Source organism: Citrobacter portucalensis, assembly GCF_023374935.1.
Lineage (GTDB): Bacteria > Pseudomonadota > Gammaproteobacteria > Enterobacterales > Enterobacteriaceae > Citrobacter > Citrobacter portucalensis.
Genome location: NZ_CP092466.1, coordinates 1,718,546 through 1,744,831 on the forward strand (window position 1 = coordinate 1,718,546; position 26,286 = coordinate 1,744,831).

Here is a 26,286-nt window from a genome sequence, read left to right on the forward strand (position 1 = left end):
ATCGGAGGTGAGAGACCATGAAAATGCACAACGACCCTCACTCCTGGACGGAGTTAATTGAGTTACTTCATAGCTGGTGGCGCGGTGATACGCCAATGGGCGCAGTTCTTTTATCGGTAGCGATGGCTGTACTGCGGATTGCGTATGGCGGCGGCGGATGGAAAAAGATGGTGCTGGAAGGGTTGATGTGTGGCGCCATGACGCTGACAGCTGTTTCCGCACTCGAGTATTTCAATCTTCCACAGTCTCTTTCCATCGCTATCGGTGGCGCACTGGGTTTCGTTGGCGTTGAGCAGGTACGAACTGTGGCAACGCGAGTATTTAACGTCAGGTTCGGAGGTAGCGATGCCAAATGATCCACGCTGGCTTACTGAGGCAAGAAAATATATTGGGCAACTGGAAATAAAAGGGCCGCGTCATAACCCGTTAATTCTCCAGTTCTGGAAAGACATTAAGCGTGGAGGGATTAAGGATGATGAAACACCGTGGTGTGCAGCCTATGTCGGATCCATGCTTGAAAGAGTCGGAATTAAATCAACCCGGTTCGAGTCTGCTAAATCCTACCTGTCCTGGGGCGTCGAACTTCATGAGCCTGCTTACGGCTGCATTGTTGTATTCACACGAGACGGCGGCGGCCATGTCGGATTTGTGGTCGGACAGCAGCAAAATGGTGACCTGATGGTATTGGGTGGTAATCAGTCAGATGCCATCAATATCAGAGTCTTCTCGCGCTCTCGGGTCAGTGGCTATCGCTGGCCGGTCAATGAGCCGAAGGATACGCGCCTGCTCCCTAACATGACGGGATCGCGTTCTGTGAGCGAAGCATGACGGCCTTTACTACAGCCTTTGAGCTGATTAAAGCGCACTGGCGTTGGTGGCTGACTATCGGTGCACTGGTTATTTTCTCCTGGCTCTGGAACGAAAACACTCGCATCAGTGCCAGCCTGAACACGCTACAGGATGCGAACGACAGCAACCGCGCTGTAATGGATAACGTACTGAAAACCGTTGCCATCACCAATATGATTCTGGGAGCTAACCAGCATGCAAAAAACCAGATCGCACTGGAGTCACAGAGAACTCAGGAAGATATCAAAGTGGCTGTTGCGGGTGATGATTGCTCTCGCCGGCCTGTTCCTGCTGCAGCTGCTGACCGGCTGCGGCAATACGCGGACAGTGTACGTACCAGTGCCGCAGCAACCAGTTCCGTCCAACCTGACCGCTGAAACCCCGCAGCCATATATTCCAGACCCGCTGACCTATGGGGCCAGTCTGGATCTGAATGTGAGCCTACTGGGGGCGTTGGGGATGTGTAACAGGGATAAAGCAGACATTCGAACGATTGAACAATCACGAGCCTCACAATAGCGGGGCTTTTTAACAACAGAGGCATGTGTATGACAGTAGTTCTTACAGCTAAGCAGATTGAAGACCTGGCAGCCTTCGCGAAGGAAGATGGCCAGCCTCAATACACAATCACCACCGGCACAATTCCTGAATTTGAAGCTGATAATGGTGAGGTTATCCCTGAGTACACAGGACTGATTGCCTATTCCGAGTCACTGGAGCACGGTGTGTTACAGCTTGACGACTAACGGCATTACAGCAGGCATTTATTGAGTGCCTGCGATAATGCTATACGTTTTTTGGGGAGTGAATATGCCACCGCGCACACCGAAGGCTTGTCGCGTTCGCGGCTGTCGGAACACCACAACAGACCTGTCAGGTTACTGTGAGCAACACAAAGGTGAGGGCTGGAGTCAGTACAAACCAGGGCAATCCCGGCACCAGCGCGGCTACGGCACGAAGTGGGAGGTCATTCGCGCCCGCATACTGAAGCGTGATAAGGGGCTTTGTCAGGAACATCTCCGTCGCAGTGTGGTGAAGCAGGCGTCCTGTGTCGACCATATCATCGCGAAAGCTCATGGCGGTACTGATGAAGACAACAACCTCGAAAGTCTATGCTGGTCATGCCACGCCAGGAAGACCGCGCGCGAACGGCTCAAATGAGAATGAGTGTCATTTGCGACAAGCCGGAGGGGAGGGGGAGGGAAAATCTCTGGCGCCCCTCGACCGTAGGACTGCCCGCCTCCTCGTATTTTTATACCCGCGAAAAATGAAATTTAACCAGGAGTGTCGCTTATGGCTGGAACGGCGGGGCGTTCCGGGCGTCGCCCCAAGCCAACGGCGCGCAAGGAGCTGGCAGGGAACCCCGGCAAACGAGCCCTGAATAAAGAGGAACCTGTATTCACGCCGATAAAAGGTGTGGCACCACCTGACTGGTTTTCTGAGGGTGACGGTCTGCCAATGGCGGCCGTCATGTGGGAACTGACCACAAAAGAATTATGTGGACAGGGATTACTGTGTGTTACCGATCTTGCCGTACTTGAGCGCTGGTGTGTTGCCTACGAGTTCTGGCGCAGGGCGGTTAAAAATATCGCCAGAGACGGGCTTTCTATCACTGGTGCTATGGGAGGTAAGATAAAAAACCCTGAGCTAACCGCAAAGAAAGAGCAGGAATCGGAGATGAGCTCTACCGGCTCCATGCTTGGTCTTGACCCCAGCAGCCGGCAACGCCTAATCGGCCTTGCCGGACAGAAGAATACCTCTAACCCATTCCTGAAGATGATCAACTCATGAGCCGGAAATCGTACCCCAACGTAAACGCCGCGAATCAATACGCCCGCAACGTTGTGCGGGGGAAAATTCCGGCGTGCCAGTTTGTCATTCAGGCCTGCCAGCGTCATATCGATGACATGGCGGCTGAAAAGAGTAAGAAATTTCGTTACCGCTTCGATAAAGACATGGCAGAAAAGGCCGCGAAATTTATCCAGTTGTTGCCACATACAAAAGGAGAGTGGGCATTCAAGCGGATGCCGATCACTCTGGAGGCATGGCAACTGTTTATTGTGTGCTGCGCCTTTGGCTGGGTCCAGAAAGGGTCGAAGCTTCGACGATTTCGCGAGGTTTACACGGAGATACCGCGTAAAAACGGGAAATCAGCTATTTCGGCGGGTGTGGCACTGTACTGTTTTACCTGTGATAACGAGTTTGGCGCTGAAGTATATTCCGGGGCCACAACTGAAAAGCAGGCGTGGGAAGTATTCAGACCCGCTCGCCTGATGTGTAAGCGCACACCGCTGCTGGTGGAAGCGTTCGGGATCGAGGTTAATGCGTCCAACCTGAACCGGCCAGAAGATGGCGCGCGTTTTGAGCCGCTGATTGGTAATCCTGGGGACGGCGCTTCACCGCACTGTGCGATTGTCGATGAGTATCACGAACACCCTACAGATTCGCTCTACACCACAATGCTGACTGGTATGGGGGCGCGGCGACAGCCGCTGATGTGGGCGATAACAACGGCGGGTTACAACATTGAGGGGCCATGCTACGACAAACGGCGTGAAGTGATTGAGATGCTTAACGGCACGGTACCGAATGAGGAATTGTTCGGAGTGATATACACCGTAGACGAGGGGGATGACTGGACCGATCCTAAAGTGCTGGAAAAGGCTAACCCGAATATGGGCGTGTCGGTCTATCGTGATTTTCTCCTCAGCCAGCAACAGCGAGCTATTAATAACGCCCGTCAGGCTGGTGTATTTAAAACTAAACACCTCAATATCTGGGTTGCAGCCCGAGCCGCTTTCTACAACCTGGTTTCCTGGCAGAACTGCGAGGATAAGACACTTACGCTGGAGCAATTCGAAGGACAGCCATGTGTTCTGTCTTTCGACCTAGCGCGCAAGCTGGATATGAACAGTATGGCGCGGTTGTTCACCAGGGAAATTGACGGCAAGACACATTACTACAGCGTTGCTCCCCGATTCTGGGTTCCCTACGACACAGTATTCAGCGTTGAAAAGAACGAAGATCGTCGTACTGCGGAGCGATTTCAGAAATGGGTTGAAATGGGACTGCTTACAGTTACTGATGGCGCTGAAGTTGATTACCGCTACATCCTTGAAGAGGCCAAGGCGGCAAACAAGCTCAACCCAGTCAGTGAGTCACCGATTGACCCATACGGCGCGACGGGGCTTTCACATGATCTGGCTGATGAAAGTCTTAATCCGATCACTATCGTTCAGAACTACACCAATATGTCAGACCCAATGAAAGAGCTGGAAGCTGCCATTGAGTCCGGGCGTTTTCATCACGACGGCAACCCGATAATGAGCTGGTGTATCAGCAACGTGGTGGGGAAATATCTGCCAGGCAATGATGATGTTGTGAAGCCTATCAAGGAGCAAAACGAAAATAAAATAGACGGCGCGGTGGCGCTGATTATGGCGATTGGACGTTCAATGCTTTACGAAAAAGTGGACTCTATCTCCGATCGTATCGAATCCCGCGGCATTCGTTCACTTTAAACCGAGGCGTTTATGATCCTGACAATACTCACTCCATTGGTCGGAGTGCTGGGGGCTCTGTTGCTCTCATTTGGGGCGTGGATGATTTATCCCCCTGCAGGCTATATTGCCGGAGGTCTACTGTGCCTGATCTGGTCATGGATGGTGGCAAAATTTATATCCTCCACATCAGAGAAACAATCGGGAGGTGACTGATGTTCTTCCCCGGTATGTTTTCAAAAAGTAGTCAGCCAGTTTACACCGCGGCCGATCTGGCGCAGGAGGTCGGGCTGTCATATGACACTTATACAGGGAAGCGAGTAAGCAGCCAGCGAGCTATGCGGCTAACTGCGGTATTTGGTTGCGTGCGTGTATTGGCTGAATCCATAGGCATGCTTCCCTGCAATATCTTTAAAACGGCAGGTAAAGGTAAGGAAAAGGCCACGGGAGAGCGCCTCCAGAAGTTGGTCTCTTTAAAGCCCAACGGTTACATGACCCCCCAGGAGTTCTGGGAGTTAATTGTTGTTTGCCTGTGTCTTCGTGGAAATTTTTACGCTTATAAAGTTAAGGCGTTAGGTGAGGTCGTTGAACTTCTCCCGCTTGATCCTGGATGCGTTCAGCCAAAGCTTAATAGCAATTGGGAGCCTGTTTACCAGGTGACTTTTCCTGATGGTTCGACGGATGTGCTGGGTCAGGATGATATCTGGCACATTCGTATACTTACGTTGGATGGGCTGGTGGGGTTGAACCCTATAGCCTATGCAAGAGAGGCTATCTCGCTTGGTCTTGCAACTGAGGAACATGGTGCAAGGTTGTTCAGCAATGGTGCTGTTACATCTGGGGTGCTACGTACTGATAGTGAATTAAGTGATGCCGCTTATGCCCGTCTGAAGGCTGATTTTGAAGAAAAGCACCAAGGGCTGGGTAACGCTCACCGACCAATGATTCTTGAAATGGGCCTTGACTGGAAATCTATGGCTCTTAGCGCCGAAGACAGCCAGTTTCTGGAAACGCGCAAATTTCAGCTTGAGGAGATTTGTCGGTTGTTTCGTGTGCCAATGCATATGGTCCAGAACACTGACCGCGCAACATTCAGCAATATCGAAGAGCTGGGGATGGGGTTCATAAACTATTCACTGGTTCCCTACCTGACCCGCATTGAGCAGCGTATTAATGTCGGACTCATTCGTGATTCAAAGCAGGGAACGTACTACGCGAAGTTTAATGTTGGTGCGTTACTTCGTGGCGATATGAAGTCACGGTTTGATGCCTATGCGACTGCAATCAACTGGGGCATGTATTCACCGAATGACTGCCTTGAACTTGAGGATCGCAATCCCCGCCCTGGTGGCGATGTTTATCTAACACCAATGAACATGACAACGAAACCATCTGACGGAAGTAAGCAAACCAAAACGGAGGAACGACAAGATGCCGATGACTAAACAGCGGTTGGACATTCCGCTGAAACTGAAATCCGTCAGCGATAACGGAGAGTTTGAAGGCTATGGCTCTGTGTTTGGGGTGAAGGATAGCTACGACGATGTGGTTGTTCCCGGCGCGTTCAGCAAGTCTCTAGAGGCATGGCGTGAGAAGAAATCTCTTCCTGCCATGCTCTGGCAGCATCGGATGGATGAGCCGATCGGTATCTATACCGATATGAAAGAGGATGATGTCGGGTTGTATGTGAAGGGGCGACTTCTCATTGACGACGATCCTCTGGCAAAGCGCGCACATGCTCACATGAAGGCCGGTTCTTTAACCGGCCTTTCTATTGGCTACATGCTGAAGGACTGGGAGTACGACCGAACCAAAGAGGTATTTCTTCTCAAAGAAATCGACCTATGGGAGGTGAGTCCTGTGACGTTCCCGTCGAATGATGAGGCACGAATTAGTGATGTGAAAAGTGCGTTTGCTCGCGGCGAAATGCCTTCTCAGAAAAGTATCGAAAGAGTCCTGCGCGATGTAGGGCTCTCAAGAACCCAGGCCAAAGCATTCATGGCTGGGGGGTATAGCACACTTAATCTGCGCGACGCTGATGACGTGGACTCTGCACTGAATGCACTTAAAAACATCAATTTTTAATCAGGAGAAAATGCTTATGGCAGTCGATATCAAAGATGTAGAACAGGTCGCGCAGGAACTGCAGTCGAAGTTCGATGACTTCAAATCGAAAAACGATAAGCGTATTGACGCGCTTGAGTCTGAAAAAGGCAAACTGGCAGGACAGGTTGAGACCCTTAACGGGAAACTCTCCGAGCTGGAAAGCCTCAAATCAGACCTCGAAACGGAACTTGCGGCGGTTAAGCGTCCTGGCGGTCCGCAACAGCAATCTAAAGCTGCAACTGAACACAAAACGGCCTTCATGCAATTTATGCGCAAGGGGGATGATGACGGACTGCGCGATCTGGAGCGTAAGGCGCTGCAGATTGGAACTGATGAAGACGGTGGTTATGCCGTTCCTGAAGAGCTTGACCGCAATATCCTCACCCTACTTAAAGATGAGGTAGTGATGCGTCAGGAAGCTACTGTAATCACTATTGGCGGCTCCGATTATAAAAAGTTAGTGAATGTTGGCGGTACTGCTTCTGGTTGGGTTGGTGAAGCAGACGCCCGTCCTGCGACTGACGCATCGAAACTCAAACTAATCGAACCCTTTATGGGGGAGATTTACGGCAACCCGCAGGCCACGCAAAAAATGCTGGATGATGTATTTTTCAACGCTGAAGACTGGATTAATAGCGAGCTGGCAATTGAGTTTGCCGAACAGGAAGAGATTGCATTTACCAGCGGGAATGGCACCAAGAAGCCGAAAGGTTTCCTGGCTTATGCGTCCAGTCTGGATGATGACAAGACACGAGCATTTGGTACGCTGCAGCATATTCTGTCCGGCTCGGCTGCTGCAGTGACTGCTGATTCTATCATTCAACTGGTCTATACCCTGCGCAAAACACATCGTAACGGCGCTAAGTTCATGATGAACAACAACAGCCTGTTCAAAATTCGCATCCTGAAAGATGCCGAAGGTAACTACCTGTGGCGTCCTGGACTGGAGCTGAATCAGCCGTCTACCTTGCTGGGATACGGTATTTCAGAAAATGAACAGATGCCAGACATTGCGGCAGATGCTAAGGCAATTGCGTTTGGTAACTTCAAACGTGGCTACACCATTGTTGACCGTATTGGCACCCGTATTTTGCGTGATCCGTATACCAACAAGCCATACGTGGGTTTTTATACCACTAAACGTACTGGTGGCATGCTTGCTGATTCTCAGGCAATCAAACTCCTGCAAATTGGTGCGCCAGTAGCTCCATAACTACCTGGGGCTAAGGCCCCTATTTTATGAGGTGAAGCATGCCTGTATTGAAACAAAGCCTTAAGTGGTCGCCTGATGGTTGTCGCGTAGAAACTATCCAGGCTGGTGATTACGAAGAATTGCCTTCCCGTGCAATTGAGATTGCCGCTCAACTTGGGATTCTTGGTGTTGACACCGAGAATGAACGGGAGATTGTCTCGGAACAACCGGAACAACCGGAACAACCGGAACAACCGGAGCCCGAAAAAACTGATAAAAAAGCCAAAAAACAACCCGCTTAGGCGGGTTTTTTACAGGTACGCCTATGATTTTGTCTACTGAAGAAATTAAGCGGCAGCTCAAGCTTGAAGAAGATGATGACTCAGAAGATACGCTGCTTAATGCTCTGGGTGCGGCAGCAGAAGCCAGAACGAGTACCTTTCTTAATCGGCGGCTATATAGCAAGGGGGAAAGCGTTCCTGAAACAGATATAGACGGCCTTGTCGTTCCGGACGATCTCCGTCTTGCGATGCTTATGCTGGTGACTCATTTTTATGAGAATCGCTCTGCAGTGTCTGAAGTTGAGATGCTGGATACTCCACTCGCGTATAAATGGATCGCGACTCCTTACAGGTTTTATTCACAATGAAACTACGTCAGGCACAGACCAGTGCGACTTATATGCTGCCGGACCCGGGTGAACTGGATAAACGGGTGTTGATCCGTAAACGAGTCGATGTCCCCTCAGTTGATTTCGGAACTGAACCTGAATACCCGGTTTCATTCAACGCCTGGGCAAAGGTGGTTCAAACCAGCGCGACGACATACCAGGAAACGGCTCAGACCGATAACGTGATCACGCATTACATCACCATTCGCTGGCGCCGCGGAATTACCAGCGATTTTGAAGTGGCGAAGGGGGATGAGGTGTACCGCGTGAAACGTGTTCGTGATCTAAACAGTAAACGGCGGTTTCTGCTTCTTGAGTGCACCGAACTGGGTTCATTTACAGAAAATACCGGAGGGAATTCCAGTGGCGGAACCCTTTTTACACGTTGATTTTCAGCAGCCGAACGAAATGCGATTCAACCGCGCGCGTGTCCGGCGGGCATTTGTCACCATTGGCCAGCGACATATGCGTGATGCACGTCGACTGGTAATGCGCCGCGGACGTTCTGAGCCGGGGGAAAACCCCGGATATCAGACAGGACGCCTGGCAAAATCAATTGGCTACATGGTGCCAAAAGCAAGTGGGCGGCGACCGGGGTTTATGGCACGTATTGCACCGAACCAGAAGAACGGGCAGGGGAACCGGCTCATCACCGGCGATTTTTACCCGGCATTTCTGTTCTACGGTGTGCGAGGTGGTGCAAAACGTCGGCGCAGTCATCACCGTGGCGCTTCTGGTGGTAGCGGCTGGCGTCTGGCACCGCGTAATAATTTTATGGTTGAGACACTCAACAAAAACAGCCCGTGGACGCGTTACTTCCTGGCGCGTGAACTGCGGCTATCACTCAAACCGGAGAGGCGACGCTGATGAAACTGGCCCCGATTATTGCAGCACTTCGGGCGCGTTGTCCGGAGTTCCAGAATCGTGTAGCAGGTGCTGCGCAGTTTAAGGACTTGCCGGAAGTCGGAAAGATGAAACTGCCGGCGGCATATGTTGTTCCCGGAGATGATTCTCCAGGGGAACAGAAGAGCCAGACGGACTACTGGCAGGATTTAACCGAAGGGTTTTCAGTCATTGTGTTTGCCAGCAATGGTCGGGATGAGCGCGGTCAGTTTGCCTCATATGATGTTGTTCACGATGTGCGACAGTCACTGTTTAAGGCGCTCCTGGGCTGGAATCCTGAAGAGTGCGGAAACCCTATCACCTATGCAGGTGGTACGTTGCTTGATGTAAACCGGCATGAACTGAGCTACCAGTTCGATTTTACTGTTGAGAATGAACTTACTGAGGATGACACCCGTCAGCAGGATGAACTGAACAGTCTGGATGATTTTAAAACGCTGGCGATTGATGTTGATTTTATCGATCCGGGGCATGGCCCAGATGGGAAACCCGAGCATCACACAGAGATAACTCTCCCCTCCTGAGGAACCCCATGTTTGTAAAACCCAAAAACGGGCGGTCAGTACCTGACCCGGCCCGAGGCGACCTTTTGCCTGTTGAAGGGCGAAATGTTGAAGAAAGCAGCTACTGGCTGCGTCGGGAAGCCGCTGGCGATATCAGGCGCGTGAATAAAGTTAAACAAAAAAAGGTGGAAACCAATGACCGTTAGTTTCAGCACTATCCCGGCAAATACGCTGGTGCCACTGTTTTATGCTGAGATGGATAATTCGGCGGCAAATACAAGTCAGGAATCAGCGCCGTCGTTGCTGCTGGGGCACGCAAATACCGGTGCGGCAATTGAGCCTGATTCGCTGGTACTGATGCCCTCCGCTGATTACGCAAAGCAGATTTGTGGCCCCGGTAGTCAGCTTGCGCGCATGGTTGCTGCGTACCGCAAAACCGATCCTTTTGGTGAGCTTTACATCATTGCTGTCCCTGAGCCAGCAGCAGGAGTGGCGGCCACGTATACCCTGACCGTAACAGGCGCAGCAACTGAGAGCGGCACGGTGAATGTTTATGTCGGGCGTACTCGTATTCAGGCAGCAGTTGTAAGCGGTGATGATGTTGAGGCTGTGGCATCGGGCATTAAAGATGCAATCAATGCTGATCCGACATTGCCGGTTATCGCTTCGTCTGCTGCTGGCGTGGTCACTCTGACAGCGCGTCACAAAGGTCTGAGCGGGAATGACATCCCCGTGGTTCTGAATTATTACGGGTACGGTGGCGGGGAAGTTTTGCCCGCAGGCATAGCTGTAGCCGTCGCTGCAGACACTGCCGGAACGGGGGCTCCGGTACTCAACGGTGCTATTGCCGCCATGGCCGATGAGCCGTTTGATTATATTGGTCATCCGTTCAGCGATTTGGCTTCGGTGAATGCACTTATCAGCGAAATGAACGATACCAGCGGTCGCTGGAGCTATGCGCGCCAGCTTTATGGCCACGTTTATACCGCAAAACTCGGAACGCTTTCTGATCTGGTTGCCGCAGGCGATCAGCTTAACCAACAGCACATCACCCTGGCCGGGTACGAGAAAGAAACTCAGACTCCGGCAGATGAACTGGCAGCCAGTCGCACCGCACGTAATGCGGTCTTTATCCGTAACGATCCGGCGCGTCCAACCCAGACAGGTGAACTCGTGGATATGCTACCGGCACCAAAAGGGAAGCGCTTCACGATGACCGAACAGCAGTCTCTGCTGTCGCATGGGATTGCAACGTCATACGTTGAAAGCGGCACGCTGCGCATTCAGCGCGACGTTACAACGTACAAGAAAAACGCCTATGGTGTTGCCGATAACAGCTATCTCGACAGCGAGACTCTGCATACCAGCGCTTATGTCCTGCGCAGGCTGAAATCGGTTATTACCAGCAAATATGGCCGTCATAAACTGGCGAACGACGGTACGCGCTTCGGTCCTGGTCAGGCGATTGTTACCCCGGCTGTTATCAAAGGGGAACTGCTGGCGACTTACCGACAGATGGAGCGTGCCGGGATCGTAGAAAATTACGACCTGTTCAAGCAATACCTGAAGGTTGAACGCGATGCGACAAACCCAAACCGTATCAACACCCTTTTCCCACCTGACTATGTTAACCAGCTGCGAGTGTTTGCGGTCGTTAACCAGTTCCGCCTTCAGTATCAAGAGGAGTCCGCATAATGGCGCGCATTGCAGGTACCTGTTATTTCAAAATTGATGGCCAGCAATTATCCATGACCGGCGGTATTGAGGTGCCGATGAATACTAAGGTCAATGATGATGTCATTGGCCTTGATGGCTCGGTGGATCGTAAAGAAACGCACCGCGCGGCCTATATCAAAGGCACCTTCAAAGTGCCGAAAGATTTTCCGGTCAACAAGGTCACGACCTCAGACCAGATGACCATTACAGCCGAACTGGCAAACGGTCAGGTTTATGTGTTGTCGTCAGCCTGGCTGCATGGTGAAGCAAACCACAACGCCGAAGAAGGTACGGCTGATCTTGAATTCCACGGTGAAGAAGGGGATTACCAGTAATGAAAGAACTTGAACTAAACCATCCAGTAACCGCGCATGGTGAAACGATCAGCGTCCTGGAGTTTAACGAACCAACTGGCAAAGACGTTCGCGAACTGGGTTATCCGTACCAGATGAACCAGGACGAATCCATCAAACTGCAGGCGCATATTATCGCGAAGTACATTGTCCGGCTGGCAAATGTACCGCTGAGCACGGTAGATCAGATGAAACCCGGCGATCTGAATAGTGCAGGCTGGCTTGTTGCCGGTTTTTTCCTCCAGGCCTGACTGCCGATTATCTCACTGACCGTTTTTTTGATTGCGCCAGTTACTGGCGCATTAACCCATTTGAATTGCTGAAAATGCCAATCAGTGAGATTCCGCTGCTGGTCAGTCAGGCAAACAGGATAGAGCAGGAGAAGAAAGGCAATGGCTGAATTTGAGCTTAAGGCTCTGATTACTGGCGTAGATAAGCTATCTCCTGCGCTTTCACGGATGCAGAAAAATATCCGTGGTTTCAAGCGCCAGGCAGAGGAAGCTTCAAAAGGTGGGTTAGCGCTGGCGGGTGGTTTGGCTGCTGGATTGACTGTATCGCTTAAAGCCTATGCGGATCAGGAGAATGCGGCTACTGGGCTGAAGGTCGCGATGATGCAGGCTAACGGAGAAGTCGGCAATAGTTTTGGAAAAATAAACAAACTGGCTGTTGGGCTTGGGAATCAGTTACCTGGCACGACTGCTGATTTTCAGAACATGATGCAGATGCTTGTTCGCCAGGGTATTCCGGCAGAAAACATTCTGGGTGGAGTGGGCAAGGCGACGGCGTACCTTGCTGTTCAGCTAAAAAAGACACCTGAAGCAGCGGCAGAATTCGCCGCGAAAATGCAGGATGCAACTGGAACCGCGTCAGATGACATGATGGGATTATTCGATACTATCCAGAAGGCATTCTATCTTGGGGTTGATGATACCAACATGCTGTCGTTCTTCACTAAGACCAGCTCAGTTCTGAAGATGGTTAATAAAGACGGATTAAAAGCCGCTCAGGGACTTGCTCCGATCAGCGTTATGATGGACCAGATGGGAATGCAAGGAGAGTCCGCCGGCAACGCCCTACGAAAAGTCATTCAATCTGGCCTTGATCTTAAAAAAGTCAGAGCGACTAACAAAGGATTGAGGAAACAACGTATTCGGCTGGACTTTACGGACGGAAAAGGAGGTTTTGGTGGTCTGGACAAAATGTTCAGCCAGTTGGCCAAGCTACGCAAACTGACAGATACGGATAAAACTTCCGTACTAAAAACTCTCTTTGGGGATGATGCGGAAACCCTGCAGGTAGTTAATGCCCTCATCGATAAAGGTAAAGACGGATACGATCAGATTCAGCAAAAAATGAATAAACAGGCCAGTCTGAATAAGCGTGTTGAGGCTCAACTTGGGACCCTGACAAACCTCTGGGAAGCGATGACCGGTACCGCAACTAATGGCCTCGCCGCCATTGGAAGCGCTTTCTCAGGTGACACAAAAAATCTGACGGTCTGGCTTGGTGACTTAGGTGAAAGATTCACAACCTTTGCAGACCAGAACCCTAGAGTTATTCGTAGTGTGGCTGGTCTTGCTGCTGGGCTTGCTGTGCTTAAGTTGGGAATTATGGGGGTTGGTCAGGCTATTACTCTCGCCAGTAGACTGGCGGCGATGACGCCTCTTGGTATGATCCTTACCGGGATCGCGCTGGCAGCGGGCTTAATTATTTCTAATTGGGATAGTGTTGGACCATACTTCAAATCCTTCTGGGAGACTATCTCACCTTATTTCGAAATGGGATGGGAGTTACTTAAAACAGTGTTCGGATGGACCCCATTAGGACTCGTTATTAACAACTGGGGGCCAGTTGTTCAGTGGTTTCAGGATATGTGGGCAAAATTGAAACCCATAATTGAATGGTTCTCTGATGGCGCGAGCGATACGGTTGCAGCTGCGAATGCAGCTCAATGGGGGGCTGGCGGTTACGGTGCTTATGGTTCCGGAGTGGCAAGTACAGGATATAACCCTTACCAGATAAAACAGGGGGTAAATACTAAACCTCAGGCCGCCGTCACGGTTCAGTTTGAGAACGCACCACAGGGAATGAAAGTGACTGAGACACATGCTTCCGGTATAGACGTAAATCATGATGTCGGCTATACCCGCATTGGGCGTACTGGAATGGGTGGGTAAGAGTTGAGTATTTTGGTATATGCTAACTTCCAGATGTTAATGGGAGGAAAGGATGAAAAAGGCACTATTAATTATTGGAATTCTCGGCGGTTTTACTTCAAATGCCGTGTTAGCGCTAAATAATGAGCAAAGTCATTACATAGCAGAGTTCAATAAACTTGTTGCTAATAATGGCAAGGACAGTGAAAACAAACCGGTTACTTCTACGTTATTTTTACATTGTGATGAGATCAAGCAGAAGCTAACTATTGATGGTGTTTCAGGGAAGGTTATAACGGAAGTTAATGGCGTTAAATATAGTACAATTATGAGTAGCCCATCATTCCCTGATGATATGGTTTTACCTGACGATGTGAGCGATGCTGATGGTTGGGACTATTATTTTCAGAGTGCAAGCGGATATTTGACAATACTCACTAAAAATAATGGCAGTGTCAGAATGAGGGTAAAAACTTACAGTAATGGGAAAGAGACTGAAATAGAAAGGCCTTGTAAAGGTATTTCTAAAAGTTAGCCAAACCTCATCAACCCGCTTCGGCGGGTTTTTTTATGCCCGGAGTTACTATGGCGTGGAAAGATCGGCTGGTGGATGCCTCGTTTCGTGGCGTTCCGTTTAAAACTCAAGATGAGAGCGCAACAGCGGGGCGACGTGTAGAAACACACGAATTTGTGAACCGTGATAAACCCTATACAGAAGATTTAGGCAAGATCACGCTTCGTCCGAAGATTACAGCATATGTCATCGGCGATGACTGCTATGAACAACGAGACAGATTGATAGAAGCGCTTAATAAACCGGGGCCGGGGACACTTGTTCATCCGGCATATGGTGAGATGAGCGTCTGTGTTGACGGTGAGATCAACGTAAGCACATCAAGCAGTGAAGGGCGCATGGTGCGCTTTGATCTTCGTTTCGTTGAGGCAGGTGAACTTACTTATCCGACATCTGGGACCGCGACGGCCAACACGCTCGTTTCCTCCTGTTCTGCCCTTGATGACTGTATTAGCGATAACTTTGAGAAGTTCGGTATGGACGGCATGCCTGATTTCGTTCAGAACGGTGTTATTGACGATGCTACCAGCATGCTGGGCTATGTCTCCGACAAAATGGCGATAGTGGACTCCGGTATTTCCGCCGCCGCACGTCTCATGCAGGGTGATATCTCTGTTCTCCTCCCGCCACCATCTTCAGGCAAAGGTTTTGTTGACCAGTTGCAGGCAATGTGGCGTTCGGGGAATCGGCTCTCTGGTAATGCCAGCGATCTGTTCACAATGATTAAAAACTTTTCCGGTATATCCATGGGGAGTGATCTGGCACCGCGTGGCGTATGGAAAACGGACAGCAAGACTACGCAGAACCAGAAGCAGCAAAGTAATTATGTTGCCAGTGCGATTCGCACAACAGCAATAAGCGAAGCGGCTTATGCTGTTACGACGTTACCCGCGCCAGTTATCACGACAAGCGAACAAAGCCAGCGGTCCACTGGCTGGCCTTCTGTTACTCATCCTGAGCTGAATAATGCTCCTGATGAAGCGACAGTTGTCGACGTGCCTTCATGGGAAGATCTGGTCGATATCCGTGACACGCTGAATACTGCTATTGATAAAGAACTATCCCGCACGACTGATGATCGTTTGTTTCTGGCTTTGCGCAGAGTGAAGTCTGACCTTAATAACGACATAAAACACCGCCTGATACAGACCCAAAAGACCGTTATCAGAACGCCTGATGAGGTAACTCCGGCACTTGTTCTGGCAGCAACCTGGTTCGATAACGCTTCACGGGAGTCTGACATTGTCAGGCGTAATGCTGTGGCTCACCCTGGCTTTGTGCCGGTATCTCCGCTGAGGGTTCCTGTACGATGAACGATAACGTGACTCTCCGTGTTAACGGTCGTGAGTGGGGGGGCTGGACGTCAATTCGCATTGGTTCAGGGATTGAGCGTTTAGCTCGCGATTTTAGTGTAGAGATCACCCGACAGTGGCCCGGTGGTGATGGTGTTGCGTCACTTCAGCCAAGAGTTAAAAACGGCGACAAAGTTGAGGTTCTAATCGGTGATGACCTTGTGGTTACCGGTTGGGTTGAAGCAACGCCGGTTCGCTATGATGCGCGATCAATTAGTGTCGGAATTAGCGGGCGCAGTCTGACCGCCGATCTGATTGATTGTGCCGCTGAGCCGACTCAATTCAATGGGCAATCACTCGTTCAGGTTGCCTCGGCGCTTGCCAGACCTTTTGGCGTTACGGTGATAAACGCTGGCGCGCCGGGTGGTGTTATTCCCGGCGTGCAACCCGACCACGGTGAAACGGTTATTGAAGTCCTGAACAAGATGCTTGGACAACAGCAGGCGCTGGCCTACGACGACCCTCGAGGAAGGCTTGTTATCGGCGGCATTGGTAGCACGCGCGCTCATACAGCTCTGGTGCTGGGTAAAAACGTTATTTCCTGCGATACAGAGAAAAGCATCCGTGAACGTTTTTCAACCTACCAGGTATCGGGGCAGCGCGCCGGAAATGATGATGATTTTGGCGCTGCTACCACAACGGCGCTTCGTGCAAAAACAACAGATGCATCAATTGGCCGCTATCGTCCAATGGCAGTACAGCAGACGGGGCAGTCAACAGGAGCCAGTTGCATTGCGCGTGCTGAATTCGAGGCGCGCCAGCGAGCTGCACGTACCGATGAAACCACATACACCGTGTGGGGCTGGCGACAGGGGGACGGTTCTCTGTGGCAGCCCAACCAGCGGGTTATTGTTTTCGATCCGATCTGCGGCTTCAACAACCGCGAACTCCTCATTTCTGAAGTCTCATTCACTAAAGATAATAACGGCACCCTGACAGAGTTACGTGTCGGGCCGCCGGATGCCTATCTTCCTGAGCCCGAAGAGAGCAGTCAGAAGCGTGCTAAAAAGCGCAAAGTCAAAGAGGACCCGTTCTGATGGGAGTAATGCAAAGCCTTCAGAGGCAAGTTCTGGGACTCATTGGGCGCGCTGTTGTGAAGAGTATCAACGCGGCCTCTAAGTGCCAGATGATAGATGTTGAGTTACTGGCCGGGCAGCAAAAAGCGGGTATTGAGTACCTTGAACCCTATGGTTTCACTTCTCGTGCAAAAGCAGGTGCTGAGGCTGTTGTTTTGTTTCCTGACGGTGATCGTTCCCACGCCATTGCGATCACCGCGTCTGATCGTCGCTATCGCATTAAGGGACTAAAAACGGGGGAGGTCGCTCTCTACGATGACCTGGGGCAGTCAGTCACGCTGACACGTGCCGGGATTGTTGTTGATGGTGGTGGCAAGGTGATTACGTTCAAAAACGCGCCTAAAGCCCGCTTTGAAATGGACATTGAGTCAACGGGACAGATCAAAGACCTCTGCGATGCTGGTGGTCTGACAATGTCAGCCATGCGCGTTGCATACAACGGACACCATCACAAAGAAAACGGGCAGGGAAATAAAACCGATGCACCCGATAACAAGATGGAGGTGTGATGGAACTCTGGCTGACAGTCAATGGAACTCAGGTAGATGCCAGTTCTCAGCTTGACCCACTTACGCGCGCAGTGGTGATTTCGCTCTTCACTCACCGGCGTGCAGACCCTGACGACAATGCTGATGTACCGATGGGGTGGTGGGGCGACACTTGGCCGATTGTTGCGAATGACCGTTATGGTTCGAAATTGTGGCTACTCCAGCGGAGCAAGCTCACGAACGCCCTGGTGAATACCGTGCGTAGCTATCTGCGTGAAGCTCTTCAATGGATGCTGGATGACGGTGTGGTATCTCGTATCGACATTGATATCCAGCGAACCGGTATTAATGAGCTGGGGAATAAGATTGTCCTCTGGCGCCGGGATGGCCCGGTAACAATTTCTTTTAACGATTTCTGGAGCGTGATTGCAAATGGCGGATAGTGAATTTCAGCGACCAACGCTGGCCGAAAACATCAGTATGATCCGTGCCGACCTTTTTGCGCGTCTTGACATCAACGATGAACTTCGCCGCATGGATGAAGATGTCAGGGCCAAGGTTTATGCCGGGGCGCTGCATACAGTTTATGGCTATATCGATTATCTGGCGATGAATATGCTGCCTGACCTGTGCGATGAGTCATGGCTTTATCGGCATGCTGCTATGAAACGATGCCCGAGAAAAGATGCCGTGGCCGCATCAGGTTTTATGCGCTGGGATGGCGTAACAAACGGGCTGAAGGTGAGCGCCGGTTCGGTAATTCAGCGTGACGATCTCGTCCTGTACATCGTTCAGGCAGACGCAACAAGTGCCGGTGGCGTGCTTCGTGTACCCATTGTCTGCAGCATGACAGGTATGACCGGAAATATGGATGATGGTGAGGCGCTCTCACTGGTTACGCCGGTTAATGGACTTCCTTCCGGCGGCATGGCCGATACGGTCACTGGCGGTTTTGATATTGAAGACCTTGATGTCTGGCGTGCCCGTGTCCTGGAACGCTATTACTGGACCCCGCAAGGTGGCGCTGACGGTGATTATGTTGTCTGGGCAAAAGAAGTGCCGGGCGTAACACGCGCGTGGACTTACCGGCACTGGATGGGGACGGGAACGGTTGGCGTTATGATTGCCAGTAGCGACCTGACTAACCCGATTCTTGATGATGCAACAGTTGTTGCGGCTCACGCACATATTGAACCTTTGGCACCCGTAGCGGGTTCAGACCTCTATGTATTTAAGGGGACGCCAAAAACGGTCAACTACACCATTGATCTGAACCCGGATACTCCTGAAATACGCGCCGCAGTTGAGGCCGAGCTTCGTTCATTCCTGCTGCGTGACGGCTATCCGGAAGGGACGCTTGAGCTGTCCCGTACAAACGAGGCGATTTCTATAGCCGCCGGTGAGCACAGCCATAAGCTACTTTCTCCAACAGTTGATACGCCAGTTGCAAAAAATGAACTGGCTGTGCTGGGGGTAATAACGTGGGCGTGAGTAATGATGATTATGTCCAGTTACTGAGTGCGCTGCTTCCACCCGGACCTGCATGGTCAGTTGACGATGTTGCGATAAGTGGCGTAGCACCTTCTTTGCTCAGGGTGCATCAACGTGCTGATGAACTCATGCAGGAGCTTGATCCGCGTACCACAGCAGAACTTATTGGCCGATGGGAGCGGTGCTGCGGCCTGCCTGATGAATGCATTCCCCCAGGAACCCAGACGTTACGGCAGAGACAGCAGCGGCTGGACGCAAAAGTTAATCTTACCGGAGGGATCAACGAAGATTTCTATCTTCGTCAGCTCGCTGCACTGGGGAAGCCTGGCGCCACCATCACACGCTATAACAAGGGACCTTTCAAGTGTACGTCGTCGTGTATGGATGCGACCTATTCAACTGAATGGCGTTATTACTGGCAGGTTAATATGCCTGCTTCAACGGATGCCAACTGGATGACCTGCTCGGACAATTGTAAAACACCGATTCGTTACTGGGGGGATACGGTAGCTGAATGCGTGATCAATAAACTCTGCCCGTCCCATACCTACGTAATCTTCAAATATCCGTAACCGGAGACATTATGCATCGTATTGACACACCTACTGCGCAGAAAGATAAATTCGGCGCGGGCAAGAACGGCTTTACCCGTGGAAACCCGCAAACAGGAACGCCAGCCACTGATTTGGATGACGACTATTTCGACATGTTGCAGGAAGAACTGGCGGGAGTGGTCGAAGCAACCGGCGTTAATCTGGAAAAATCAAAACATAACCAGTTACTGACTGCCCTGAAAGCGCTGCTGCTAAGCCGCGCGCATCCTTTTGCAGATATTAAAGCAGACGGATCTGCAGCAATTGCAGAGGCTCTCTCAAACCTTGGATTGGATGTCGTTGTTAATGGCGGCTCACAAGTATGGTTAACATCATCATCTGGTAAATATCATATTTTTATTGGGGAGGATGGTTCCTGGGGAATGTGGAATGAAGAAAATTCCCAAAATGTTCCGCTTAGCATTATTGGCGGAGGTACTGGCGGGAACACCAAACAGGAGGCTCAATTAAATTTGGGACTGGGTTGCGGATTGCCACCGATAGGTATTCCGTTTTACTGGCCGTCAGCTGCTATGCCAAATACCGTTATACCTGAATGGTCGGGAATGACGTTTTTAAAATTAAACGGCGCAACATTTACTGCTGCTCAGTATCCAAAACTGGCGCTGGTATGGCCGGGACTGAAGTTAACGGAAACCCGCGGTGAATTTATTCGTGTTGCCGATGATGGCAGGGGCGTTGATACAGGTCGCGCATTACTCTCGGCTCAGGGGGACGCCATGCGGAACCTGACTGGTAATATCGAGGGCCGCACTGCGGGGTCAATTGGCAGGATATTCAGTAACAACGCTAATGGTGTGTTTTCAGCGACTGGGGAGGGGGGAGACTTTATCACTCCCACGTCGACATCAGGTGCACCAGGAGACCGACTGTCAAACCTGAATCTTGATGCAAGTCGCCAGGTTTCCACTGCGAATGAATTCCGTCCACGAAACGTGGCATTTAACTTTTTAGTGAGGGCTGCATAATGTCGGTTCTTTTTGACCAGACTGGACATGCCACCGAAGCAGGTGACGTTCGCGTTTATTATTACGACCCGATAACTTTCGTGTATACAGGTTGGTCTGATGAGTTTATCAATATTGGTGTCAGTGTTCCGGGCTGCTCCACGACGGTTTCCCCACCTGAGGGAATGAGAGGTATGGCGCCGGTTTTTAATGGCTCATCCTGGGGCCTGGTACAAGACCATCGGAACTCGACAGTCTATGCGACTGATACTCAACAATCTGTTGTAGTGGATTATTTGGGGGAAATAAAAACAGGGTTTACGCCATTAGCACCTGCCACGCCTTACGATAGATGGGATGGCACTAAGTGGGTGCTTGATGAGGCTGCAAAGCAGAGTGCAGATGCAGCTGAGAATACTGCAAAAAAATCCACACTGATATTCGAGGCTTCACAGGTCATTGCGCCACTAAAAGATGCTGACGATGGTGGTTACATTGACGATGCAGACAAGCCGAAGTTAGTCGCCTGGCAGAAGTATCGTTATGAGCTAACAAAAGTTGATCCAGATAACCCTGCATGGCCAACTAAACCAGCATAGGAACGTTTACGAAAATGAATATCCGCCACAGCGCGATCAAAACGTAACTGTGGCGGATATTGAAAAACTTTACTCACTCACTAACCAGAATTCAGCCTCTTCAAACATTTCCTGAACAGTACGGCTTATCTGTTCCTTCTCATGCTTGCTGGCGTCAGTGTTGATCGCCGGCAGTGTCATCATCGGTTTAACCCGAACATCAGCATCGGGGAAGATCCGGTGAACCCTCTTAGTTAACTCGCCCTGAATGATATCTTTTGCACCGGGCAGACCATCAAAATTCCTTTTGTCATAAACGAGTTCCACGAACATTGCTCATTGCCTCTTTACTGGATGGATATACAGTATTTATACTGTGTTTTTATCCGGTATTCAAGAGTGGGCGTAAATATGGGCTTTCCTTCACCTGCGGCAGATTATGTTGAAACACGAATCTCCCTCGATCAGCAGCTAATCAGCCAGCCAGCAGCGACTTATTTCATGCGGGCATCGCGTTCACATTTCAGGGAAGGGATAATTCAGGGGGCGCTACTGGTTGTTGATGCGTCACTTTCTCCCTGTGATGGCTCGCTGCTGATATGCGCGATAGACGGAGAATTCAGGATCAAGCGATATCGAACTCATCCTCAGCCCCACCTGGTTAATCTGGATAACGGGAGAAGGGAGGCACTGCCAGTAGATGATGACGGTTACAGTTCTGCACCCGCTATATTCGGAGTGATCACGTACATCATTAATGATGCCAGGAACGCGGAGTTTGATGACTGCCCGGTGATGTAGATAAAAACATATCCATGGGGAAGGATAATTATGCTTGTTTGGTGGCTATTTAACCACTCATTACTTTGTTGGCATTTAAGTTAAAAATATTAGATATCAATCACAAAGATTTGATGACAACCATCTTTGTAATGACTATAAAGTTACCCACTCGCTAGGGATAAAGCGTATCCAATATGCATTGCTGTGTAATTACGGGGTCTGTTGATGTCACCAGACCCTGTCTTTTCATCATCGACTACACACAGCTGTTATCCTGCCAGGTGAATTCTAATTTGGGCGGGGTTTCTCCCCAGTAATTCCCCAAAGTTTCCCCGTGCAAAAGACAGGCATAAAAAAACCAGCCTTAAAGGCTGGTTCTTAAAGGAGTTTTTGGTCGGCACGAGAGGATTTGAACCTCCGACCCCCGACACCCCATGACGGTGCGCTACCAGGCTGCGCTACGTGCCGACGCTATGGCTGCTAATACTACTGCTTTCCGCTACGAATGCAAGAGGATGCCTCACTAACTGATTTATAATTAATCAGTTAGCAATAAATCGTTTCTCATCCGTCAGAACCTGTAGCAGCAGGCTGAGCTGCGGTTTCTGATCTTTTATTTTCTCGCCACGTAAATCATAGGTCTGATAATTTCCGTTGTTGTTCAGCACCAGCGTCATCTCTGGCGTTGTCACGGCCATCGTGCTGCCGTCGGCGGCGGTCACCCAGTAATGGCGACGTGTAGCATTGAACAAATCCTGCCCCTGCGAGTATTCGTTAGCCGGCGTGCTGACGTGCAGCAGGCGCTGCATCAGCGTCGTCATCAGGTCTGTATGATCGGTCAGGCTATTGATACGCTGGGCAGGTGTTCCCGGCCAGTGAATAACCAGAGGAACCTGCAGATGACCGCGCGACCAGGCAAAGTTGTTCTCTTCCTGAGTCAGCGGCACACCGCGACCCGCGGTAATAATCACCACCGTGTTGTCCAGTTTACCCGAGTCGCGCAGGGCGCTAAGAACACGGTTAATATTGGCATCCACATCCTGAGCGGCGCTGGCGTAGCGTTTGGCAAAGTTCTTCTGGTTACTGTCATCAAGGTTTGTCCCGTTAAAGGAGACCCAGGAGAACCAGCGATTATCTTCCTGCGCGTAGCGTCCCAGCCAGTTAATCCATTGGCTTGCGGTTTGTTCGTCTGATTGCGTTTGCACGCTCGGCATGGAGAAATCTGACAGTAGCGCCTGACGATAAAGCGGGCTGGTAAAGCCATCCGAGGAGAATAGCCCTAACTGATAACCCTGCTGGTTCAGTGCAGAGATCAGCGCCGCAGGCGTTCGGGTCGACAAAATACCGTCCATGTAGCTTGGCGATACGCCATAGAACAGGCCAAAGATCCCGTTATCCGTGGTGTTGCCTGAGCTCATGTGACGCGTAAAGGAGATATTCTGCCCGGCAAACTCAGCCAGCGCAGGCATCTGTTTTTCAAAGCGTGAGTAGTTCAGGCCGTCTACGGTGATCAGCAGAACGTTCTGGCCGGTCCCCATATCGCGATAGTGCAGTTCGCTGAGCGGGTACTGCACGGAAACCGCTTCCGGATTGCCCTGTTCGATCAGGCGACGCTGATACTCTTGCGCATCCAGCAGGCCATGTTTTTCCAGAAACTTACGCGCCGTCATCGGGTAAGAGAGTGGCAGGTTTGCGCGCTGCATGGTAATCGGGCGATAGAAATTGGCATCTGCCCAGATATACACCACATGCGAGGCGATAAAAGAAACGAAGAAGAATGCCGCTAACGGTTTGGCGAAATGGCGACGACGCGTCAGGCTGCGCAGCTTTTGCCAGCTCCAGGTCGCAAACAACATTTCTATTAACAGGATAACCGGCACGCTGATAAACAACAGTTGCCAGTCACGCGCCGCTTCATTCTGGTCAGGGTTAATGACCAGTTCCCAGACGATCGGGTTGAGGTGCAGGTGGAAGCGGGTGAAAACTTCGCTGTCGATTAACAACAGCGTCATGCCAGCTGTCGCCAGAATAGCTGATAAGAATCGCATCAGCCTCTGGGACATGACGATAAACGTCAGGGGAAACAGGATTAGCAGATAGGTGGCAAACACCAGAAAGCTAAAATGCCCGACAACGCTCAGGTAGGAATATACACGACCTGCAAGGGTTGTCGGCCAGTCGGCGACAAACAGGTAACGGCTACCGAGAACCATGGCCAACAGAATGTTGAACAAGGCAAACCAGTGCCCCCAGCTAACCATCTGGGAGACTTTCTCACGGTAGCGCTGACGATGAGTTACCATAAACTGTTGTTCGTTTCCCCGGAGCAGGCTCTTAATGCGCTTGGTCGTCGTTTACCGAAGACTGCAATGCGCGGGCAAAAGAGTTGGCAATCGCCTGGCGCTGGGCCGGTGCGATGCTTGTATTGATAAGGTTAGTCACCATGTTTCCCAGAACCATCAGGGAAAGGTCGGTCGGCGCCTTATGTTTTTCCAGTACGTTGAGCATCTCATTCAGCAGTTGTTCAACGTGTTCGTCACTATAGCGGGAAATTTGTGGCATAAATCGAAATCAGTCTGTTCATGAAAGGGCAACATATTACCGTACGGACAGTTTTTTTTCTGCTTTTTTATCTTCTATTGCGTCACTGCCCGGCAGGTGGTTGAATACCGCCCGGTCTAAAAGGAGAGTTTATCATGAGTCTGGATATCAACCAGATTGCCCTGCACCAGCTTATCAAACGTGACGAGCAGAACCTTGAGCTGGTCTTGCGCGATTCATTACTGGAACCGACAGCGACGGTTGTCGATATGATGGCTGAGTTGCATCGGGTGTATAGCGCCAAGAATAAAGCCTATGGCCTGTTTAGCGAAGAGAGTGAACTGGCGCAAACGCTGCGTTTACAGCGTCAGGGTGAAGAGGATTTTCTGGCATTTAGTCGTGCAGCGACCGGACGCTTGCGGGACGAGCTGGCGAAATATCCTTTTGCCGACGGCGGTATTGTCCTGTTCTGCCATTACCGCTATCTGGCGGTAGAGTATCTGCTGGTCGCCGTGCTGAACAATTTAAGCAGCATGCGCGTCAATGAAAATCTGGATATCAATCCGACGCACTATCTGGATATCAATCATGCGGACATCGTGGCGCGTATTGATTTAACCGAGTGGGAAACCAATCCGGAGTCCACGCGCTATCTGACGTTCCTGAAAGGGCGGGTCGGGCGTAAAGTCGCCGATTTCTTTATGGATTTCCTCGGTGCCAGCGAAGGTCTGAACGCCAAAGCGCAAAACCGTGGCCTGCTGCAGGCGGTCGATGACTTTACCGCCGAGGCGCAACTCGATAAAGCCGAACGCCAGAACGTGCGTCAGCAGGTGTACAGCTACTGTAACGAGCAGTTGCAGGCTGGTGAAGAGATCGAGCTAGAGTCGCTGTCTAAAGAGCTTTCCGGCGTCAGTGAAGTCAGCTTCAGCGAATTTACCGCTGATAAAGGCTACGAGCTGGAAGAGAGCTTCCCAGCGGATCGCAGTACGCTGCGTCAGTTAACCAAATTTGCCGGCAGCGGCGGTGGGTTAACCATTAACTTCGACGCCATGTTACTGGGTGAGCGTATTTTCTGGGATCCGGCGACAGACACCTTGACCATCAAAGGTACGCCGCCGAACCTGCGCGATCAGCTCCAGCGTCGCACGTCGGGCGGGAAATAAGGGCATACTACATAAAAGGACGCAGTAGTGAGTAAAGGAATACGTCAGAAGCCGTCTGTTAATTTCAGTTTATTTCGGCAGGTTTTGTACGCGCACATTGTAACATTTTTGATGATGTTGATGCTTGGTATTGTGTTCACAGTTCTCTCGTTGGTACTGTTTTATACTCATGGTGCCAACTGGTTACTGAGTTTGTTCATATGCCCACTGTTCTTATTTACTGGTTTATTTATTACTGGATTTGCTTTTAAATCAACCTATTCCAGCATGAGTTACTATTACGATAAGGGGCAGTTGAAACGGTATGGACTCAATCTTGATGCTACTTTGACACGTAAAGAGAAGGTGGAAATAAGCATCGATAATGCAAAGCGTCGAGTGCGTGTAGATGAACTGGAACTCCATGTCTTTTTTGATTTTCAGTTTGATAGCAAGAGATGGAGCGGCGGCGACTTACTTACCAATGAAAAGGTATTTGATGCGTTGAATGAAGGGCAAACTATACCAATACGAATTTTGCCGTGGAAACCGGAAAGTGCCAGCGTTCGTCAACGGGCATTATTCAATCGGCTTAAAGGTATGATTACAGCAGCGGAAACTACAGATCCTCGATTAGGGGAGGCGTTAATTGAATTTGACGAGATTTAAGAAAGCGGAAAAGCAAAGTGGGTTCTCGTTGCTCTTAATGTCGTCAAACTAAATTAAATGCATAAAAAAACCCCGCCTTGGCG

At 50.6% G+C, this 26,286-nt stretch carries 36 protein-coding genes and 1 tRNA gene; 33 read left to right on the forward strand and 4 right to left on the reverse strand.

Annotated features, from left to right (window positions below):
- Positions 1–17 precede the first annotated feature (17 nt).
- From LY264_RS08205 to LY264_RS08350, 30 genes are all read left to right on the forward strand, one after another.
- Positions 18–356: a phage holin, lambda family gene (locus tag LY264_RS08205; protein ID WP_249457614.1), complete on the forward strand. Its 339-nt coding sequence runs from the start codon at positions 18–20 to the stop codon at positions 354–356.
- Complete coding sequence (locus tag LY264_RS08210; protein ID WP_249457616.1) at positions 346–828, forward strand: TIGR02594 family protein; 483 nt, start codon at positions 346–348, stop codon at positions 826–828. Before LY264_RS08205 ends, LY264_RS08210 begins: the two co-directional genes overlap by 11 nt.
- Positions 829–1,044: 216 nt before the next feature.
- On the forward strand, positions 1,045–1,368 hold the full coding sequence (gene lysC / locus LY264_RS25970) for an Rz1-like lysis system protein LysC (RefSeq protein WP_121540635.1): 324 nt from the start codon (positions 1,045–1,047) through the stop codon (positions 1,366–1,368).
- 29 nt (positions 1,369–1,397) lie between these two features.
- Positions 1,398–1,595 carry a hypothetical protein gene (locus LY264_RS08220; RefSeq protein WP_249457622.1) on the forward strand — a complete coding sequence of 66 codons (198 nt, stop codon included), beginning with the start codon at positions 1,398–1,400 and terminating at the stop codon, positions 1,593–1,595.
- Between the two features lie 64 nt (positions 1,596–1,659).
- Positions 1,660–2,010, forward strand: a complete 351-nt coding sequence (locus tag LY264_RS08225) for an HNH endonuclease (RefSeq protein ID WP_249457624.1) — start codon at positions 1,660–1,662, stop codon at positions 2,008–2,010.
- Between the two features lie 132 nt (positions 2,011–2,142).
- Positions 2,143–2,640, forward strand: a complete 498-nt coding sequence (locus tag LY264_RS08230) for a phage terminase small subunit P27 family (RefSeq protein WP_249457626.1) — start codon at positions 2,143–2,145, stop codon at positions 2,638–2,640.
- Positions 2,637–4,370 (forward strand): terminase large subunit, encoded by a 1,734-nt coding sequence (locus tag LY264_RS08235; protein WP_249457629.1) that lies wholly within the window; start codon positions 2,637–2,639, stop codon positions 4,368–4,370. The genes LY264_RS08230 and LY264_RS08235 overlap by 4 nt, the downstream gene beginning before the upstream one ends.
- A 12-nt stretch (positions 4,371–4,382) precedes the next feature.
- A complete protein-coding gene (locus LY264_RS08240) occupies positions 4,383–4,565 on the forward strand; it encodes a hypothetical protein (protein WP_234662058.1) in 183 nt (60 codons plus the stop codon).
- On the forward strand, positions 4,565–5,794 hold the full coding sequence (locus LY264_RS08245) for a phage portal protein (protein WP_249457631.1): 1,230 nt from the start codon (positions 4,565–4,567) through the stop codon (positions 5,792–5,794). Before LY264_RS08240 ends, LY264_RS08245 begins: the two co-directional genes overlap by 1 nt.
- Positions 5,781–6,434: an HK97 family phage prohead protease gene (locus tag LY264_RS08250; protein WP_116359855.1), complete on the forward strand. Its 654-nt coding sequence runs from the start codon at positions 5,781–5,783 to the stop codon at positions 6,432–6,434. The genes LY264_RS08245 and LY264_RS08250 overlap by 14 nt, the downstream gene beginning before the upstream one ends.
- A gap of 16 nt (positions 6,435–6,450) precedes the next feature.
- On the forward strand, positions 6,451–7,668 hold the full coding sequence (locus LY264_RS08255; RefSeq protein ID WP_249457633.1) for a phage major capsid protein: 1,218 nt from the start codon (positions 6,451–6,453) through the stop codon (positions 7,666–7,668).
- A 38-nt stretch (positions 7,669–7,706) separates the two neighbouring features.
- Entirely contained in the window at positions 7,707–7,949 is a 243-nt protein-coding gene (locus LY264_RS08260) for a hypothetical protein (protein WP_249457686.1), read from the forward strand.
- Between the two features lie 23 nt (positions 7,950–7,972).
- Entirely contained in the window at positions 7,973–8,296 is a 324-nt protein-coding gene (locus LY264_RS08265) for a head-tail connector protein (protein WP_249457635.1), read from the forward strand.
- Entirely contained in the window at positions 8,293–8,706 is a 414-nt protein-coding gene (locus tag LY264_RS08270; RefSeq protein WP_249457637.1) for a phage head closure protein, read from the forward strand. The genes LY264_RS08265 and LY264_RS08270 overlap by 4 nt, the downstream gene beginning before the upstream one ends.
- On the forward strand, positions 8,681–9,184 hold the full coding sequence (locus LY264_RS08275) for a hypothetical protein (RefSeq protein ID WP_131445648.1): 504 nt from the start codon (positions 8,681–8,683) through the stop codon (positions 9,182–9,184). Before LY264_RS08270 ends, LY264_RS08275 begins: the two co-directional genes overlap by 26 nt.
- Positions 9,184–9,744, forward strand: coding sequence for a phage tail terminator protein (locus LY264_RS08280; RefSeq protein ID WP_249457639.1), 561 nt, complete (start codon positions 9,184–9,186; stop codon positions 9,742–9,744). Before LY264_RS08275 ends, LY264_RS08280 begins: the two co-directional genes overlap by 1 nt.
- Before the next feature lie 8 nt (positions 9,745–9,752).
- Positions 9,753–9,929, forward strand: coding sequence for a DUF2635 domain-containing protein (locus LY264_RS08285; protein ID WP_075848493.1), 177 nt, complete (start codon positions 9,753–9,755; stop codon positions 9,927–9,929).
- Positions 9,919–11,418, forward strand: a complete 1,500-nt coding sequence (locus LY264_RS08290) for a phage tail sheath subtilisin-like domain-containing protein (RefSeq protein ID WP_249457641.1) — start codon at positions 9,919–9,921, stop codon at positions 11,416–11,418. The genes LY264_RS08285 and LY264_RS08290 overlap by 11 nt, the downstream gene beginning before the upstream one ends.
- Entirely contained in the window at positions 11,418–11,774 is a 357-nt protein-coding gene (locus tag LY264_RS08295; RefSeq protein ID WP_182317126.1) for a phage tail tube protein, read from the forward strand. The genes LY264_RS08290 and LY264_RS08295 overlap by 1 nt, the downstream gene beginning before the upstream one ends.
- Positions 11,774–12,043 carry a phage tail assembly protein gene (locus tag LY264_RS08300; RefSeq protein WP_005120659.1) on the forward strand — a complete coding sequence of 90 codons (270 nt, stop codon included), beginning with the start codon at positions 11,774–11,776 and terminating at the stop codon, positions 12,041–12,043. Before LY264_RS08295 ends, LY264_RS08300 begins: the two co-directional genes overlap by 1 nt.
- 141 nt (positions 12,044–12,184) lie before the next feature.
- Entirely contained in the window at positions 12,185–13,969 is a 1,785-nt protein-coding gene (locus LY264_RS08305) for a phage tail tape measure protein (RefSeq protein ID WP_249457643.1), read from the forward strand.
- Positions 13,970–14,021: 52 nt separating this feature from the next.
- Positions 14,022–14,483: a hypothetical protein gene (locus LY264_RS08310; RefSeq protein ID WP_071684302.1), complete on the forward strand. Its 462-nt coding sequence runs from the start codon at positions 14,022–14,024 to the stop codon at positions 14,481–14,483.
- 50 nt (positions 14,484–14,533) lie between these two features.
- Positions 14,534–15,835 (forward strand): DNA circularization protein, encoded by a 1,302-nt coding sequence (locus LY264_RS08315; protein WP_249457645.1) that lies wholly within the window; start codon positions 14,534–14,536, stop codon positions 15,833–15,835.
- Positions 15,832–16,911: a phage baseplate assembly protein gene (locus LY264_RS08320; protein ID WP_046671231.1), complete on the forward strand. Its 1,080-nt coding sequence runs from the start codon at positions 15,832–15,834 to the stop codon at positions 16,909–16,911. The genes LY264_RS08315 and LY264_RS08320 overlap by 4 nt, the downstream gene beginning before the upstream one ends.
- Positions 16,911–17,459 carry a phage baseplate assembly protein domain-containing protein gene (locus tag LY264_RS08325; RefSeq protein ID WP_249457647.1) on the forward strand — a complete coding sequence of 183 codons (549 nt, stop codon included), beginning with the start codon at positions 16,911–16,913 and terminating at the stop codon, positions 17,457–17,459. Before LY264_RS08320 ends, LY264_RS08325 begins: the two co-directional genes overlap by 1 nt.
- On the forward strand, positions 17,459–17,881 hold the full coding sequence (locus LY264_RS08330; RefSeq protein ID WP_249457679.1) for a phage GP46 family protein: 423 nt from the start codon (positions 17,459–17,461) through the stop codon (positions 17,879–17,881). The genes LY264_RS08325 and LY264_RS08330 overlap by 1 nt, the downstream gene beginning before the upstream one ends.
- A complete protein-coding gene (locus LY264_RS08335) occupies positions 17,871–18,929 on the forward strand; it encodes a baseplate J/gp47 family protein (RefSeq protein ID WP_249457649.1) in 1,059 nt (352 codons plus the stop codon). Before LY264_RS08330 ends, LY264_RS08335 begins: the two co-directional genes overlap by 11 nt.
- Complete coding sequence (locus LY264_RS08340) at positions 18,920–19,501, forward strand: YmfQ family protein (RefSeq protein ID WP_249457651.1); 582 nt, start codon at positions 18,920–18,922, stop codon at positions 19,499–19,501. The genes LY264_RS08335 and LY264_RS08340 overlap by 10 nt, the downstream gene beginning before the upstream one ends.
- Before the next feature lie 11 nt (positions 19,502–19,512).
- Entirely contained in the window at positions 19,513–20,511 is a 999-nt protein-coding gene (locus LY264_RS08345; protein ID WP_249457653.1) for a phage tail protein, read from the forward strand.
- On the forward strand, positions 20,511–21,089 hold the full coding sequence (locus LY264_RS08350; protein ID WP_249457655.1) for a tail fiber assembly protein: 579 nt from the start codon (positions 20,511–20,513) through the stop codon (positions 21,087–21,089). Before LY264_RS08345 ends, LY264_RS08350 begins: the two co-directional genes overlap by 1 nt.
- Positions 21,090–21,158: 69 nt before the next feature.
- Here LY264_RS08350 and LY264_RS08355 read toward each other — a convergent pair whose 3' ends face one another.
- Entirely contained in the window at positions 21,159–21,401 is a 243-nt protein-coding gene (locus LY264_RS08355; protein WP_249457657.1) for a DinI family protein, read from the reverse strand.
- Between the two features lie 78 nt (positions 21,402–21,479).
- Between LY264_RS08355 and LY264_RS08360 the strand changes: the two genes are divergently transcribed.
- A complete protein-coding gene (locus LY264_RS08360; RefSeq protein ID WP_008323363.1) occupies positions 21,480–21,869 on the forward strand; it encodes a HumD family translesion DNA polymerase in 390 nt (129 codons plus the stop codon).
- A 373-nt stretch (positions 21,870–22,242) separates the two neighbouring features.
- On the opposite strand, the gene LY264_RS08365 is transcribed toward LY264_RS08360, so the two are convergent.
- The 3 genes from LY264_RS08365 to LY264_RS08375 all read right to left on the reverse strand — a co-directional run bounded on the left by LY264_RS08365 (position 22,243) and on the right by LY264_RS08375 (position 24,413).
- Positions 22,243–22,319: transfer RNA gene (locus LY264_RS08365), tRNA-Pro, on the reverse strand.
- Positions 22,320–22,393: 74 nt separating this feature from the next.
- Positions 22,394–24,154: an LPS biosynthesis-modulating metalloenzyme YejM gene (gene yejM / locus LY264_RS08370; protein ID WP_003834595.1), complete on the reverse strand. Its 1,761-nt coding sequence runs from the start codon at positions 24,152–24,154 to the stop codon at positions 22,394–22,396.
- 31 nt (positions 24,155–24,185) lie between these two features.
- Positions 24,186–24,413, reverse strand: a complete 228-nt coding sequence (locus tag LY264_RS08375) for a YejL family protein (protein WP_003027506.1) — start codon at positions 24,411–24,413, stop codon at positions 24,186–24,188.
- A gap of 134 nt (positions 24,414–24,547) precedes the next feature.
- On the opposite strand from LY264_RS08375, the gene yejK reads away from it, so the two are divergent.
- Complete coding sequence (yejK, locus tag LY264_RS08380; RefSeq protein WP_003027504.1) at positions 24,548–25,555, forward strand: nucleoid-associated protein YejK; 1,008 nt, start codon at positions 24,548–24,550, stop codon at positions 25,553–25,555.
- Between the two features lie 27 nt (positions 25,556–25,582).
- Positions 25,583–26,203, forward strand: coding sequence for a hypothetical protein (locus LY264_RS08385; protein ID WP_048224653.1), 621 nt, complete (start codon positions 25,583–25,585; stop codon positions 26,201–26,203).
- The last annotated feature ends 83 nt before the right edge of the window (positions 26,204–26,286 follow it).